At 38.1% G+C, this 14,483-nt stretch carries 16 protein-coding genes; 7 read left to right on the forward strand and 9 right to left on the reverse strand.

What is annotated here, in order from left to right:
- Nucleotides 1-9: 9 nt before the first annotated feature.
- The 3 genes from PL9214_RS10055 to PL9214_RS10065 all read right to left on the reverse strand — a co-directional run bounded on the left by PL9214_RS10055 (nucleotide 10) and on the right by PL9214_RS10065 (nucleotide 2,337).
- Nucleotides 10-972: a TIGR03885 family FMN-dependent LLM class oxidoreductase gene (locus PL9214_RS10055; RefSeq protein ID WP_072718586.1), complete on the reverse strand. Its 963-nt coding sequence runs from the start codon at nucleotides 970-972 to the stop codon at nucleotides 10-12.
- Nucleotides 973-1,087: 115 nt separating this feature from the next.
- Complete coding sequence (locus PL9214_RS10060; protein WP_072718587.1) at nucleotides 1,088-1,483, reverse strand: sensory rhodopsin transducer; 396 nt, start codon at nucleotides 1,481-1,483, stop codon at nucleotides 1,088-1,090.
- Between the two features lie 203 nt (nucleotides 1,484-1,686).
- Nucleotides 1,687-2,337, reverse strand: coding sequence for a hypothetical protein (locus PL9214_RS10065; protein ID WP_072718588.1), 651 nt, complete (start codon nucleotides 2,335-2,337; stop codon nucleotides 1,687-1,689).
- A 421-nt stretch (nucleotides 2,338-2,758) separates the two neighbouring features.
- Between PL9214_RS10065 and PL9214_RS10070 the strand changes: the two genes are divergently transcribed.
- Nucleotides 2,759-3,400: a DUF6335 family protein gene (locus PL9214_RS10070; RefSeq protein ID WP_245824208.1), complete on the forward strand. Its 642-nt coding sequence runs from the start codon at nucleotides 2,759-2,761 to the stop codon at nucleotides 3,398-3,400.
- Nucleotides 3,401-3,539: 139 nt separating this feature from the next.
- On the opposite strand, the gene PL9214_RS10075 is transcribed toward PL9214_RS10070, so the two are convergent.
- Together PL9214_RS10075 and PL9214_RS10080 are read right to left on the reverse strand one after the other, a co-directional pair.
- Entirely contained in the window at nucleotides 3,540-4,499 is a 960-nt protein-coding gene (locus tag PL9214_RS10075) for a hypothetical protein (RefSeq protein ID WP_072718589.1), read from the reverse strand.
- An 11-nt stretch (nucleotides 4,500-4,510) separates the two neighbouring features.
- Nucleotides 4,511-5,848: an AAA family ATPase gene (locus PL9214_RS10080; RefSeq protein ID WP_072718590.1), complete on the reverse strand. Its 1,338-nt coding sequence runs from the start codon at nucleotides 5,846-5,848 to the stop codon at nucleotides 4,511-4,513.
- Nucleotides 5,849-6,154: 306 nt separating this feature from the next.
- Here PL9214_RS10080 and PL9214_RS10085 point away from each other — a divergent pair, with 306 nt between their 5' ends.
- Entirely contained in the window at nucleotides 6,155-7,339 is a 1,185-nt protein-coding gene (locus PL9214_RS10085) for an NAD(P)H-quinone oxidoreductase subunit H (RefSeq protein WP_072718591.1), read from the forward strand.
- Between the two features lie 331 nt (nucleotides 7,340-7,670).
- Nucleotides 7,671-8,672, forward strand: a complete 1,002-nt coding sequence (locus tag PL9214_RS10090; RefSeq protein WP_072718592.1) for a pentapeptide repeat-containing protein — start codon at nucleotides 7,671-7,673, stop codon at nucleotides 8,670-8,672.
- Nucleotides 8,673-8,703: 31 nt separating this feature from the next.
- On the opposite strand, the gene PL9214_RS10095 is transcribed toward PL9214_RS10090, so the two are convergent.
- The 4 genes from PL9214_RS10095 to PL9214_RS10110 all read right to left on the reverse strand — a co-directional run bounded on the left by PL9214_RS10095 (nucleotide 8,704) and on the right by PL9214_RS10110 (nucleotide 12,315).
- Nucleotides 8,704-9,915: an anion transporter gene (locus PL9214_RS10095; protein WP_072718593.1), complete on the reverse strand. Its 1,212-nt coding sequence runs from the start codon at nucleotides 9,913-9,915 to the stop codon at nucleotides 8,704-8,706.
- Between the two features lie 164 nt (nucleotides 9,916-10,079).
- On the reverse strand, nucleotides 10,080-10,934 hold the full coding sequence (locus tag PL9214_RS10100; protein WP_072718594.1) for a CPBP family intramembrane glutamic endopeptidase: 855 nt from the start codon (nucleotides 10,932-10,934) through the stop codon (nucleotides 10,080-10,082).
- A 26-nt stretch (nucleotides 10,935-10,960) separates the two neighbouring features.
- Complete coding sequence (gene clpS / locus PL9214_RS10105; RefSeq protein WP_072718595.1) at nucleotides 10,961-11,242, reverse strand: ATP-dependent Clp protease adapter ClpS; 282 nt, start codon at nucleotides 11,240-11,242, stop codon at nucleotides 10,961-10,963.
- 452 nt (nucleotides 11,243-11,694) lie between these two features.
- Nucleotides 11,695-12,315 carry a hypothetical protein gene (locus PL9214_RS10110; protein WP_072718596.1) on the reverse strand — a complete coding sequence of 207 codons (621 nt, stop codon included), beginning with the start codon at nucleotides 12,313-12,315 and terminating at the stop codon, nucleotides 11,695-11,697.
- Between the two features lie 186 nt (nucleotides 12,316-12,501).
- Between PL9214_RS10110 and queF the strand changes: the two genes are divergently transcribed.
- The 4 genes from queF to PL9214_RS10130 all read left to right on the forward strand — a co-directional run bounded on the left by queF (nucleotide 12,502) and on the right by PL9214_RS10130 (nucleotide 14,470).
- A complete protein-coding gene (gene queF, locus PL9214_RS10115; RefSeq protein ID WP_072718597.1) occupies nucleotides 12,502-12,936 on the forward strand; it encodes a preQ(1) synthase in 435 nt (144 codons plus the stop codon).
- 181 nt (nucleotides 12,937-13,117) lie between these two features.
- The gene (rpmI, locus tag PL9214_RS10120; protein WP_072718598.1) at nucleotides 13,118-13,315 is read left to right on the forward strand and encodes a 50S ribosomal protein L35; all 198 of its coding nucleotides are present in this window, start codon (nucleotides 13,118-13,120) and stop codon (nucleotides 13,313-13,315) included.
- A 35-nt stretch (nucleotides 13,316-13,350) separates the two neighbouring features.
- On the forward strand, nucleotides 13,351-13,707 hold the full coding sequence (gene rplT / locus PL9214_RS10125) for a 50S ribosomal protein L20 (protein ID WP_072718599.1): 357 nt from the start codon (nucleotides 13,351-13,353) through the stop codon (nucleotides 13,705-13,707).
- Between the two features lie 223 nt (nucleotides 13,708-13,930).
- Nucleotides 13,931-14,470: a tetratricopeptide repeat protein gene (locus PL9214_RS10130; protein ID WP_072718600.1), complete on the forward strand. Its 540-nt coding sequence runs from the start codon at nucleotides 13,931-13,933 to the stop codon at nucleotides 14,468-14,470.
- The last annotated feature ends 13 nt before the right edge of the window (nucleotides 14,471-14,483 follow it).

The raw sequence follows: 14,483 nt of genomic DNA on the forward strand, positions 1-14,483 counted from the left end.
TTCTTTTAATCAGCTTAAAACCGGAATTACTTCTTTTCCAAATACTTGAATAAACTGTTTTTGCTCTCGATTGACGTTATGTAAAATAATCTCATTAAACCCTAGTTCTATATCTTGTTTTAACCAGCTAATATGTTGTTGAAGATCGGAGGAAATGCGGACATTGTTTTCAACTTCTTCTAAGGTGACAAATTTTCCCATCGCATCAAATTGTTCAGGATTTTTTAAATCTGATAAAACCAGACTTTGAAAAATATTATTTCGCCATTGATCAAACGCTCCTTGTTTAGCAATGGTTTCATTAGCATGATAGGATAACTGCACTTTTAAAATCATGGGTTTTCCCTCTCCTCCTCCTCGATAAAAGGCATCAACCACTTCTTTTAATTGTTCAGGGGGACGAGATGTAGTAATTAACCCATCAGCCCAACTTCCTAACCATTCGGCGGTTTTAGCGGTAATTGCAGCGCCAATTATTAAGGGATTAATTTCAGGACGGGTATAGAGTTTTGCTTCTTCAATTGTTACTAAACCTCGATGGGTCACAGTTTCGCCAGCCCATAAAGCTCGAATAATATCAACACATTCTTTTAAACGAGTATTGCGATCGCTTTTAGACGGCCATTTATCCCCTGTTATATGTTCATTTAAAGCTTGACCACTGCCTACGGTTAACCAAAATCGATTCGGAAAAAGTTCCGCTAAAGTTGCAGCAGCTTGGGCAATAATTGCCGGATGATATCGTTGACCTGGGGCGCAAACAATTCGATAGGATAAATTCGGTGTGGCTTGCATTGCCGCCCCTAACCAAGACCAAGCAAATCCACTTTGTCCTTGCTTTTCACTCCAAGGATAAAAATGATCGGAAGATAAGGATAAATCAAACCCCGCTTGTTCAGCTTTTTGAACATAATTTAACAATTCACTGGGTTTAAATTGTTCGTGGGACGCATGATAACCAATCTTAACCATGATCAACTTTCCTCTTAACAAAAAAATCCCTTAAAGATTGATAATTTTTACTATAGTTCTACCCATTACAATTAAGATACTTCTCAATTCAGCCAACTCATTTCCTGTTCCCTAATTAACGATAGGAATAAGCAACGGTACTGAGTAAAGCGTTTTCCGACTGTCGAGAATCGAGGCGAGTATGTTGGACAACAATCGGAACATCCGACTCAAATACACTGGCATAATCTGTATTACGGGGAATAGGTTCAGGGTCGGTTAAATCGTTAAATCGTAGGTGTTTTGTTCGTCTTGCGGGAACCGTCACACAATAGGGGCCAACGGGTTCACGATCGCTAAAATAAATGGTAATTTTCACAGAGGCATCTTGATCAGATGTATTTAAAATACAAGCTGTTTCATGACTGGTAAATTGAGGTTCTGGGCCGTTACTATAGTCAGGAATATAGCCTTCAGCGATCGCCCAACGAACACTTCCAATGGGTAAATTATCTCCAATTTGTAAAACCATACTTTATTTTTCCTTAATAATTAAAGCCTAATATTTCATTAAAATTGAATGATTTATCTCGCTTTAATAGGAGTTAATCATATTTTAAAATTACTTTCTTCACCCTTAAGATGGAAATCAAAAATCAATATTAAAAACCCAGCTTTTTGTAGAAACTGGGTTTATAAAATGATGGGTTTGAATACCATAAAATCTAAGGAATTTTATCGAGCATAAGGTCTACCCACTCCGGGTTGTACTGTAGGGCCTGCATAGGGTTTATGAACACCGACGGATGAGCCAACCAAAGTTGAAATTAATCCTAATAGAGAGCCAAAGGAGAATGCCCAACTCGCTTTAGCCGCATTCGAGGCAATATCTTGAGCCTGCTGTGCCGAAACATTGGGAGCCCTCGCCGGAACATTCACACCGCCTTCTTGAACTTGATTAATTACTTCTCCAGCATTGGACGCAACAATCCCAAAAATACCAGATACCCCACTCGAAAGTAACCAAGCACTAATCGCTAAGGTCGTAGCCCACAAAATAGCTCCATTCAAGAGGGCGGTGTTGCGATTCATTGGCCCACAAACACGAGCCATTAACCAACCCCCAACAAACAAAGCAATTAATAAACTAATAATTGACCAAATCCCAACGGCTGTTCCCGTATCTCCCGCATTAGAACGAGGTGCGCCGGAGTTGGCAAGTCCAGTTAAACCAATGGCTGCACCAATTCCACTCAGTATTAATTGAGTTCCAATGGCAATAACTAAACCTGCAAAAATGGGGCCCCAACGGACACGATCATGATAGTCTGTTCCCGCAGCAACGGGATGATCAATAATTCGGCCGGATTCATCAGTGTATGCCATTTTTTTTAGCTTCTCCTAAAATTAAAAAGTCTGAAGGGTTGAAGTTTATGTAAGAAATGCCTGATTAACAGCATTTGTTGATTCGGTATTTTTCAGCCAATAATCAACGTGCTTATACATTAACCTTTGGACAGAGAACTCATCGTCTAGCAAAAGTTATATTATTAATTGTGTTTCGGGTTTCATTCTATAACTTGAGGAAGAGTTTTAATCAAATTCAAGTTTTAATTTCGAGCTTATAACTTGGGATAGATGTTTTTCTATAAAACATAAATAAATTAAGTATTCCGAGAATTTCATAAAATTCTTTCAGGTTTAGAGATCTTTAAATGGGGAGAGGCGCGAGTCTATCTTTATGAAGTTATTAAATCTAGCTTCAGTCAGATACCGTGCAAATAGCAGATATAAACAGGAAAACATCATGGCTAATCGAACTCACCCGTCTAAAGGAAAAAAAAATCAACTTCCTCACAATCAAAACTTAATTCAAGAGATTAAAGATGAGATTGAATTGAATCAAGATGAAGAACCAACCTTAGCAGAATTAGCAAGCATTGAGGAGGAAATCGGTTTAAGAGAAATTCCCGTTGATCCCGAAGAACTCAATACAATCATGATTGATGATACGGATGATAATTGGGATACCAATGATGATGATGTAATTGATGAAAGTGATGCTCCAGAAATGATTAGTGATTTACCCCCAGAAATTACCCAATCATTAGGGACAGGACTACAAGGACAACCTACTGACCGTGCGGGTAGACGCGCTCATTTAAGCCAAAGTGATCAATTTAATCAAGCCAGTGCAGTTTTAACAGGTGGAGATATTGATGCTAATTTTGAACAAGCCAATGCTGTTGGGGATGAAGCCGTTGGCGGGACGGTCGCCACACCGGATCAAGATATTGTAGAGGAAATTGCAGCCGCAGTGGGTTTAGAAATGCGCGATCGCTCTTCCCTTCGGACAACAGAATTTTTAGAAAAACGAGATGATCAACGCTGGGAATTAGATCCCACTTCTTCTGAAGATTATGAAGACCGGGAAAACGAACGTTTGTAGTCTAAATTGATAGGGGAGAATAAAACCTCTAAAAAAATCCCATTCCGTCACGAATTTAAGCGTTTTTAGAATTATCTCTCTCCCAAGCAAATACTGTTTCTTAGGAGAGGGATAGAATGGTTATTATCAATATAGAATTTTATACAAACTGATATAAAATTTTAAAGAAAATGCTCAGATGATATTCAGCATCACTGTGTTCTGAATAAAATTTTCCTATCTTTAATAGCAATTGCTCTTTGTAATTGTCTGCTGAACCACTCCAATTAGGAGGCGGTTCAATTTTACGCCAAAAATTTTTAGCTTTTATTAAAGTTAATAACACATAAATTAATTCATTTTTGCGAGTAACATCTACGGTAGAGTTAAATTCCTGAATCCAGGATATTTTTAATTGATTGACATCAGTACAGTTTAAACTTTGACAATAGTTAATTCTTTGACAGGCAGTTATTAGATGATTGTTTAAATCAGGATCTTGATTAATTAATTCAGCCATATCTTTATAGATATCTGTCAGTAAAAGATTGTTTCCCTTATAAAGGGGGGTATAAAGGGGAACGGGAGGCATGGAACAACTATCAAACGTTTCTTGCAATTCAGGTATAATAAAATAAGATTCTTTGTGAATTAAACCTGTTACCCAAATTCGATGCTGGGATGCAGTTTGCTGATTAACTTTTAATCCTTGATAAAGGTCATAAAAGATGGTTTCGGTATCTGGAAATTGATAATTATGACCAATCTCTTTAGATTGAATATCTAAATCAACAATGGCAAAAAGTTTTGTAGGGTCTAAATAAGAGTTAATCGGATCTTGTTCATGTAAATCTAATAAACTAAAATAGGTATCAATCACATCTTGGCGATCACCACAATTAAAAAATTCAGGTCGGTTTTGACTCCATCCTTGAGGAACACAAGCTTTATAAAAGTTAGCATCAGGCATCTTCTCCATTTTACTATAGCTTTGTGGTGAAGATCTACCCTCAAGTTTAGGAATATCCCCTTCACACAGAATGACAATTTTATTTTTAATTCTGCGAGATTGAAGAATCGTTTCACAATGTTTTTGTAATCCCTCTGGGTTCAGACGCATGGTTCTCAATATTAATCTTTATTTTTAATTAACTTAAGTTCAATTTCTTTGACGTGAGCAGGGGTCAATGCCTGACATAATTCGTAAGAGTGGGTTGCTAAAATATATTGGTTACTGCGTTCCCATTGTTGTAAATCCAAAATAATTTGATATTGCCAGTCTGGATGTAATGTAATTTCAATTTCATCCATTAAAACAATAGCATCTTTTATTTCATTATGTTTTAGCCAAACATAAATACTGAGTCTTTTTAATTCGCCACGACTAAGATCTTGGGGATATAGATCTACTTCTTCACCCTGTTTATCTAATTTAAAGGTTATTTGGTTTGAATTGGGAGAAAAATTGATTTTTTTATTAATCAAAATTGAATTTATATCCTGCTTCAATAAGGTTTCATAGTAATTACTGCCTTCTCCATCCTTTATTACATTTCTATCTTTGTTTCTAGCATCTATAAATAATTGATTTACCAGATCTATTGCGAAAAAATCATAAGTAAAAAAACCTGGGATTTTTGTTCTTAAGGAATTTATATTAGAACAGTCGTTTTTTTCAGAATCATCTTTTTTTTCAGAAAATAACTTTCTATATTCTCCATTCATAAATAGAAAATCTTGTGTTATATGAGAAGCAAAAAATACTTTTTTTGACAATTCATCTAAAAAAATTTTAGCTTCATGAGAAGACAAATTCTCTATTTTATTCCCTATTTTATTCTTTATTTTACAAAGTAATGATTTGTCTTCAAATGATTGATTTTTAGTTGAAGAATAATTACAAATATGCAATAAATTTTTCCGTTCCCATTCATCGAAGATCTCCTTGAGCATTCTCTTTGCTTCACGAAGTTTTAGTGCAGAACTATCATTTCCAGAAAGAATAGGAAAAGTAGTAGTATCAAAAAAAATTTTTTCAGCAATCTTGTTTTCAGAAGGAACAGAAGGAACAGAAAGAACAGAAAGAAGATTAGAAAAAGGCATAGAAAACCCTCGTTTTTCGTTATCATCCTTGACATTTATTTTGGAATTTATTGCATCAATTGTTTGATAAGCAAAAAACTCGATAGTGTGTTCCTTAGAACCGTCCCAAATCTCGAAGGTAGCTAAAATAGTTTTCTCTGATGACTGATTAGGATTGAATCTATGAAGTAAATTTTGTAAAAACATATTTGTTTCGGCAGAAGTAGAACAGTGGAGAAGGGTAAAAATCAACTGTAAGAGCGTACTTTTACCGCCTCCATTTTGACTACCTAAAGGAAAAATTCGAGGAAAGAAATCTTTCTCAAACGTAATATCAACTTGATCCAAGCCTCGAAAATTAGGAACTTGAACTCTTCGTAAGTGCATACTAGACTCCTGATTGTGTGGAGTTAAAACGATACCTTGATAAAATATAGAATATAACATTGCGATCGCTAACCCCCCAAACTCAGAAACCCTATTTCTCAGCTAGTTTAAAGGGATAAAATCAAAATCTTTGTTTAGAAACCCAGTTTCCGGGGAAGTACAAACCCTGGGTAGGGACAAAAGGCTTGTGACTATTTTTTGCCAAAGCTGCGATCTCAGACAATCCAAGTGTTCCTATAATATTAACAATTGAAACAAACATCCCAAGAAAGCAATAAATCCGCGTTAGGGAACACAGATAAGATTATGAGCAGAATAGAAACCCGCACAGAACCGATGGTCTTGAACATGGGGCCACACCATCCCTCCATGCACGGGGTCTTGCGGTTAATTGTGACCCTGGATGGGGAAGATGTGGTGGACTGTGAACCCGTCATTGGGTATCTGCATCGCGGTATGGAAAAAATCGCCGAAAATCGTACCGTTGTGATGTACGTTCCCTATGTTAGCCGTTGGGACTATGCGGCGGGAATGTTCAACGAAGCGGTAACGGTTAATGCTCCAGAACGATTAGCCGGAGTCACCGTCCCCAAACGGGCTCAATATATTCGGGTGATTATGCTGGAACTCAACCGCATCGCTAATCACTTGTTATGGCTTGGGCCGTTCTTGGCTGACGTCGGAGCCCAAACCCCATTCTTCTATATTTTCCGAGAACGGGAATTAATCTATGACCTCTGGGAAGCCGCCACGGGATACCGGATGGTCAATAATAACTATTTCCGCATTGGGGGGGTAGCGGCAGATTTACCCTATGGTTGGGTGGATAAATGTCGAGATTTCTGCGATTATTTCGCCCCCAAAATTGATGAATATGAACGCTTAATTACCAATAACCCGATTTTCCGACGTCGAATTGAAGGGTTAGGAACCATTACCCGTGAACAGGCGATTAACTGGGGGTTATCTGGCCCAATGTTACGCGCCTCTGGGGTGAAGTGGGATTTACGCAAAGTTGACCATTATGAATGTTATGACGAGTTAGACTGGGATGTCCAGTGGGACACGGGGGGAGATTGTTTCGCTCGTTATATCGTTCGGATTCGGGAAATGCGGGAATCAGTGAAAATCCTGTATCAAGCCTTAGAGGCTCTCCCTGGTGGCTCCTACGAGAATTTAGAAGCAAAACGGATGATGGAGGGGCCAAAATCCGAATGGAATGGCTTTGATTATCAATTTATTGGTAAGAAAATTGCCCCAACCTTCAAAATCCCCAAAGGGGAACATTATGTACGGATTGAAAGTGGAAAAGGGGAACTCGGCATTTATATCATTGGGGATGATAATGTGTTTCCCTGGCGGTTCAAAATTCGGGCGGCGGATTTCTGTAATTTACCCATTCTCTCGGAATTAGTTCGCGGAGAAAAAGTGGCTGACTTAGTAGCCATTCTCGGTAGTATCGATATTATCATGGGTTCCGTTGACCGTTAGAGCTTGATAGGTAGAAATGGGATTTGGGGCGAGGTATTCTTGTCCCTATCCTAAAAACAGAATTACTCTCAAATCGCTGCATCTCGTCAAAAAATTTACAAAAATTTATAAAAATAAAATTCCAAAAGTATTGTTGTATACTAAATACTAGATTGAAAATAACAGTTGTGTTGAAAAAAACGAGTCCGTTTACAGAATAATTTTTAAGGGTGATCTTCATCGAATTGCTCACAACTCAAGTTGAAATCGTCTCAATAGTCTTGATTCTTTTCAAAAGTAACTAACTTTTAAAAAGAAAATATTAGGTATTATGAAGTTAGAGGCTATCACTATGAAAAGCAATGAAATTGTTGAACGCTATCTTCGGGGAGAACGAGATTTCAGAGGGTTAGATTTAACGGCGGAAAATTTAATTGGAGTTACCCTCAATCAAGCTAATTTCTCAACTTCACGTTTAAAAGAGGCTTCTCTGGCGAGAGCTTATTTAGAACGTTGTTTTTTAATGGATGTTAACTTAAATGGAGCGTTTTTATATGGAACAAATTTAAGTTTTTCTAAATTAAAAGGCAGCTATTTAATTGAAGCTGATTTAACCAAAGCTAACTTACAAGGAGCGCAATTAAATGGAGTCGATTTAACGAATGCGAAACTGAGTGGAGCTATCCTATTATCGGTTAATTTATTTCGGGCGAATTTAACTGGGGTCAATTTATGTGGGGCAAATCTCAACGGAATTAACCTGCGGTCTGCCAATTTAGAAAGAGCCAATTTAAACTGGACAAATTTAAGTGGTGCTAGATTAAGTGGGGCAAATTTAAAAGGAGCGCAACTCAATGGTGTTAAACTCAATGGCGCGTTTCTGAATGGCTTGCAATTAGAAGGCGTTGATTTTAGTGGGTTAGACCTGAATGACGCTAAAATGAGTGGCGCAAAATTGGCGGGTGCTAACTTAATGGGAACCGCATTACACGCTGCTCAAATGCGATTTTCTAATTTAGAAGGGGCGAATTTACAGGAAGCGGATTTACATGAAAGCAGTTTAAAAGGCGGACAATTCGTTTCAGTTAATTTAATGAAAGGCGACTTACGCGATGCCGATTTGAGAAATGCTGATTTGAGTTATGCAAATCTCAATTTAGCTGATTTATCCGGCGCAGACTTAACCAATGCTAATCTTCAAGGTGCTTATTTGTGGGGGGCTAATTTAGATGGGACTTGTTTAAAAGGGGCAAATTTAACAGGTGCAAGTTTGCGAAATGCTAAACTCAATGGGGCTGATTTACAAGATACCATTTTATGCGGTGCAACCCTGCCAAATGGTCGAATTTATTAACTCTTTAGCCCTATTTTGATGCGGAATAAGCCTACAAAGCTACTGTTAATTCAATCCAAAAATAGGCGATTAAAAGCGTTATTAAAGTAACAGGAACACCAAACTTTAAATGGTCTATAAATGTAATTTTATAACGCAATTTAGCAGCAGATTCTACTATAATTAAATTCGCAACGGAACCAAATAATGTTAGATTTCCGGCTAAGGTAGATGCTGCTGCTAACATTAACCAAGATTTCGTATCCTGGGGGTTAATTAAAGGCTGCATCATTAACACCGCCGGAACATTAGAAATTAAATTAGAAAGAATTACGGTTACTCCTAACAGTCCGGCGGTAGTTTCCGCAAAGGGTGTAAAAATTTGTAGCAGATTTAAGCGTTCCGTGGCGGCGGTGAGAATAAATAAACCCGAAAACATCACTAATAAATCCCAATCCACTTGTTTTAAGATTTTTTCGGGTTTAATGCGACGAGTCATCAATAATAAAGCAGCGGCCGTTAATGCCGAAATTCCTAATGGATATCCTGCTATAAAAGCAACAAATAATCCACTGGTAATCACAACGGTTTTGATTAATAAAGGTCTAACCATTTTCACCCGAATTCGGGGAGGAATCACAAGCGGTTTTAAGGAACGAACATCAGGATAAAATAACCACAATAAGGCAATTTGTACCATTAACCCCAAAATCGCAACGGGAGTTAAGACTTGGGCAAATTCTAAAAAGGGAATTTGGGAAAAAGAACCGATTAAAATATTCTGAGGATTCCCGTTAATTGTTGCTACAGAACCAATATTAGTCGCCGCTCCTAAAGCAAGTAAATAAGGAATAGGATTCAGGCGTAGAGTTTGAATTAAACTCAAAATTAAAGGGGTAAATACTAAGGCTATTGTATCATTTAAAAATAAAGCAGACAACAACCCACAGCTAAAAGTTAAAACAACTAATAATCCAAATGGAGTATGAGTAATCCGAATTAAACGATTGAGAAATAATTGGAAAAAACCGGAATAAGCTAAATTAGCATTAACGACCATCATACTTAATAAAAAGATAATCGTATTGGCATCAATGGCTTGCCAAGCTTCTTCTAAAGTTAAAATACCTAAAGTAACTAAAAAAGCTGAACCAACTAAAGAAATTGTCGCTCGGTTCATCCGAAGACCAGGGATTATTCCTAATGCTAATCCTAGATAAGTTAAAGCTAAAACTAAATATTGAATCCCAAAAATAAACTTCACATTTCCTTTCACTAATAGTGTTAAATTTTAAAATATAGAAACATTAAATAAATTGATGATTATCCCCATTATGCAGATAAAAATCCAGAAAATAATAAGGTTTCATAGTGAATAAATCCCCAATAAATTAAGGTTTAAATTCCGAGGATTGAGGCAATTTCCGATCAGGACGATTTGTTCGAGATAAAAATTGCGATCGCACCCAAACAAAACAACCCCATCACCCCAGCTAACGGATTTTGATCAATTCCGGTAATCGCCTCAGAAACCGTATCAGAATAATCAATCAGTTGCCCCACATTAATCATATAATAACCCCAAACTAACCCCCCATGCAACCCCATCGGTAAACCCAACCAACCAGACGGACTTAACTTTAAACGAGGTGAAGAAGCCGGAAACCAAGCTAGTTTAGAGATAACTAAGATTGAGCCTAATAACACTAACCCTGGAAATTGTAAGGCTGTTCTTTGAATTTCGGATAACGGTTTAATAAAATGTAAACTTGCAAAGATTAAACTATTAATCACTAATGCTATTTTCGGGGAATAATCTCGGTTTAATTCATCCAGTAACCATCCTCTAAAAAATAATTCCTCTGCAAACCCCACTCCAAAAGCGACTAAAAACCCTTCTAAACTAATTCTAAAAAAATTAGGGTTTGGAGATTGCCATTGTACCCAACCGAATAGGGATTCTATGAAAAATAATCCTATTAAACTGATTAATCCTAATCCTAATCCTTTAAAATAATTTTGATAATTTTTAGAATTAAAGACTAACCCATAACGAGTTAAGGGGTGAGATTCTTGATAAATTGCTTTGACCCAAAAGTGAATTAAAATCAGAAACTCGACATAGAGAAAAATTAATGTAATAATACTAACAAAATTGCGATCGCTCACCCATAAATAAAAAGGTGCTGCCAAGGGGAGCCAAAGCAACACCAACATTAGGAGAAAAATAATAATTCTCAGAAAAGCAGGATAATTTCTTAAAAATTCAAGATGGTATTTCAAACCTATTGTCCTATCATTGAGGAAGTTTATTCATCGGGTTCAATCGTGCTGATGAGTCCATGAGTTTTTAAGGTTTCGCAATAAAATTCTGCGTGTTCTTGAGCACAAGTAATCACCAACGCTAGGCCATTGGTATGGGCTTCCATCATAATACTCACCGCCTGGGGTTGAGTCAAACTCGGAACCGTTTTCATCAACACCTGAACAACATACTCCATCGAATTAAAATCATCATTATGCAGCAAAACCCGATAACGGGGTGCAAGTTTACGAACAGTCTCACTCTTTTGTACGGTCTCAACAGACACAGTTTTTTCTCCTTTTTGAACAAATGGAAAGGGATTAGGATTAGTAAAATCAATAAATTATTAGACTTTATACAGTTTAATGAATCCTTGCGGGAGCGACAAGGTTGTTGAGAGTTGACCGTTAACCCGACATCTCAAACCGGGACACGATAACATATTAGAAGCCCCAGGGCTGTTTCATTTTCTCTGAAAATTTCTATGACCTAATCCCCCAGACCCCTTCCCTTGCAGGGAAGGGGGAGTAATTAATATTTTTAAATCTAACTTCTTATTTAAGAGTAACAAAAATTCTCCCCTCTTCATGGGGTCGAGGGGCTGGGGGAGTGTGTCAAACGAGATTAGATTTATTGAAACCGAGAAAGCCTACAAATTAGATTAAACTAATTCTGTCCGCAGAAACGAGAGTGTCAATAATTCACAAAATCATCTTTGAGCAGCAATTCCTGAGCAATCTAACGCTGTTGGTTTAACAAAGGACGAACAATCCAATACCCAGCACCAAAAGCAACGACAACAATCACCACAATCGACACAATTAACCAAAATCCACTCAGTTCAGAACGCTGAGATTTAGACAGGGGGCGTAACCGAGCTTCCGGTTGTTCTGTAAAAAAGGGTTCTGCGACTTCTGGTATTAAAGGTTGTTGTTGAGGAGGCTGGGGAAAGGGAAAATTCGGTTCAGGAGCTTGGGGTTGGGAGGTAACGCCAGGGGCGATGTCGAGAAACGGAGAAGTCGCAGCCGTCCCAGAACTACTCACTGGGGATGAAACATCCAAATTGAAAGAATGAGATCCTGGGGGTGTAAAGGAAGATTTTTTTCCTTGACCTACATTTTGAGCTTTATTAATCGCTTGGTGCAACTGAATTGCGGCTTGAACCACGTTTTCCAGTTCTTGACGAAGCTGGTGATTTTGTTGTGTTAACTGGTGATTTTGGGTTTTGAGGGCTTCTAATTGAGATTGAACCGTTTGTAACTCAGCCGTGACTTCTCGATAGATAGAAATCGGAATAGATGGAGAGTAGTTACTCGATGCCACTGACGGAGTAGGGCTGGAGGTGTCAGCATTTTGCATAGGGCGGGTGATCAAGGGTGAACATCAATTGGGAACTGATAAAATTAACCTGGTGGGTCAGGTTAGTTTGTTATGTTTCAGGATACCTGTCATTAGAACGCTTTGAACCAATTTCTTTAAGAAATTTCAGAAAAACTTCCGTTCTATTCACTAAACTTTAAAGAGTCCCTGTTGAATCTCAATTCCATGAGCCACTCTTACACTGAAACTCCAGAATCTCCCGCCACAAGTCCAGAAGCATTAAAGTATGGTGAACGGGAAATTGCCGAAGGACAATTGATTACCTTCCCAAATCCCAGAATTGGCCGTCGCTATGAGGTTCAAATTACCTTACCCGAATTTACCTGCAAATGTCCGTTTTCCGGTTATCCCGATTTTGCCACGATTTATTTAACTTATGTTCCTAACGAACGAGTTGTGGAATTAAAATCCATTAAACTGTATATCAATAGTTACCGAGATCGCTATATTTCCCACGAAGAATCGATTAATCAAATTTTAGATGACTTTGTAACTGCTGCTGACCCCCTAGAAGTCAGAATTAAAGGAGATTTTAACCCGCGCGGTAATGTTCATACCGTTGTTGAAGTCCAGCATCTGAGAGTCAACCCAGAATCCTAGTATAGCTGTTCCTGATTAGACCCCAGGGCCGTGAAATTCCTGTTCGTAATTCGTAATTCGTAATTCGTAATTCGTAATTCGTAATTCCCTGTTCCCTGTTCCCTGTTCCCTGTTCCCTCCCCTTGTGGGAATTTAAACTCCCATGATATAATTGTAGGCTGTGTCGAATTTAGGCGAATCCATGCCCAAACTCAAAACTCGTAAATCCGCAGCCAGACGTTTTAGAGTCACCGGCAGTGGAAAAATTGTACGTCGTCGGGCTTATAAAAGCCATTTATTACAACATAAAAGCCCTGCTCGCAAACGTCATCTGTCTAATATGGCTTTAGTGAGTGAGACTCAAGAAGACAACGTGCGTTTGATGCTGCCCTATTTGTAAGCCTCTAAGCAAATTTTAATTAAAGGAAACGTAAAATGACCCGAGTTAAACGCGGTAATGTTGCTCGCAAACGCCGCCAAAAAATACTGAAACTTGCCAAAGGATTCCGGGGGTGTCAGTCTACCAACTTCCGCACCGCGAATCAGAGAGTTATGCAGGCGTTGAAAAATGCCTATCGAGATCGTCGGAACCGCAAACGGGACTTTAGACGGTTGTGGATTACTCGGATTAATGCAGCGGCTCGAATTAACGGTATCAGCTATAGTCAGTTAGTTGGCAATATGAAAAAAGCCAATATCTTAATCAATCGCAAAATGTTAGCCCAACTCGCCGTTTTAGATCCTGAAACCTTTGGGAAAGTGGTTGATCTGGCCAAAAGCGGAGCAAAGTAGTTTTAATAAATTAAAACAGACTGTCATAGCAGTTGCGCCGGGGGTGTTAGGACATAGACTGATGCTAAAACCTAAACTTATATCCCTCTTTTCCTTTCTGTTCCCTGTTCCCTGCTATAAACGAAATAGACAGATTGCCAATTATCGGCTAAGGTGAAGGATCGATTGCATTTGATCCTTCTCCTTTGTGTTTCAAGCTAATTAAAATTTTACAGTTTCAATCATGGATACTAATCTTCCCATTGCCTATCTATTACTTTTAGTGGTGTTACTTTCCGGGGCCATTGTTTTCCTGATTCGTCAAATTCTGAAAACTCGTCGTACAGAAATCACCCTCTTTGATCTGCAAACTAAATTAGCAAAAGAACCGGGAACTGCACAAGAATACTATCAATTAGGAAGTATTTATAACGATAAAAAGCTCTATTCCCAAGCCGTAACCCAATTACAAAAAGCCTTAAAAGCTGGGGAAGAGGAAGATCCCCAAAATTTAGCCATGATTTATAATGCTTTAGGATATGCTCATCTAGCTAAAGAACAATATGATATTGCCATTCGCCAATATAAAGAAGCCTTAAAATTAAATCCCATTTATCCCACTGCTTCTAATAATTTGGGTTATGCTTATGAGAAGAAAAAACTAACCAGCCAAGCCTTAGAAGCTTATGAGCAAACCCTAAAAATTGATCCCAATAATCAAACCGCAAAACGTCGGGCTGAATCTCTACGCAAACGGGTTGGTATTCCCACAGAAGTCGCTTAATCAGTGATAACTG

Source organism: Planktothrix tepida PCC 9214 (assembly GCF_900009145.1).
Classification (GTDB): domain Bacteria; phylum Cyanobacteriota; class Cyanobacteriia; order Cyanobacteriales; family Microcoleaceae; genus Planktothrix; species Planktothrix tepida.

Excerpts from the sequence above, each read along its gene's own strand:
- PL9214_RS10055 (WP_072718586.1), bottom strand. The coding sequence starts at position 972 with ATGGTTAAGATTGGTTATCATGCGTCCCACGAACAATTTAAACCCAGT.
- PL9214_RS10060 (WP_072718587.1), bottom strand. The coding sequence starts at position 1,483 with ATGGTTTTACAAATTGGAGATAATTTACCCATTGGAAGTGTTCGTTGG.
- PL9214_RS10065 (WP_072718588.1), bottom strand. The coding sequence starts at position 2,337 with ATGGCATACACTGATGAATCCGGCCGAATTATTGATCATCCCGTTGCT.
- PL9214_RS10070 (WP_245824208.1), top strand. The coding sequence starts at position 2,759 with ATGGCTAATCGAACTCACCCGTCTAAAGGAAAAAAAAATCAACTTCCT.
- PL9214_RS10075 (WP_072718589.1), bottom strand. The coding sequence starts at position 4,499 with ATGCGTCTGAACCCAGAGGGATTACAAAAACATTGTGAAACGATTCTT.
- PL9214_RS10080 (WP_072718590.1), bottom strand. The coding sequence starts at position 5,848 with ATGCACTTACGAAGAGTTCAAGTTCCTAATTTTCGAGGCTTGGATCAA.
- PL9214_RS10085 (WP_072718591.1), top strand. The coding sequence starts at position 6,155 with ATGAGCAGAATAGAAACCCGCACAGAACCGATGGTCTTGAACATGGGG.
- PL9214_RS10090 (WP_072718592.1), top strand. The coding sequence starts at position 7,671 with ATGAAAAGCAATGAAATTGTTGAACGCTATCTTCGGGGAGAACGAGAT.
- PL9214_RS10110 (WP_072718596.1), bottom strand. The coding sequence starts at position 12,315 with ATGCAAAATGCTGACACCTCCAGCCCTACTCCGTCAGTGGCATCGAGT.
- queF (WP_072718597.1), top strand. The coding sequence starts at position 12,502 with ATGAGCCACTCTTACACTGAAACTCCAGAATCTCCCGCCACAAGTCCA.
- rpmI (WP_072718598.1), top strand. The coding sequence starts at position 13,118 with ATGCCCAAACTCAAAACTCGTAAATCCGCAGCCAGACGTTTTAGAGTC.
- rplT (WP_072718599.1), top strand. The coding sequence starts at position 13,351 with ATGACCCGAGTTAAACGCGGTAATGTTGCTCGCAAACGCCGCCAAAAA.
- PL9214_RS10130 (WP_072718600.1), top strand. The coding sequence starts at position 13,931 with ATGGATACTAATCTTCCCATTGCCTATCTATTACTTTTAGTGGTGTTA.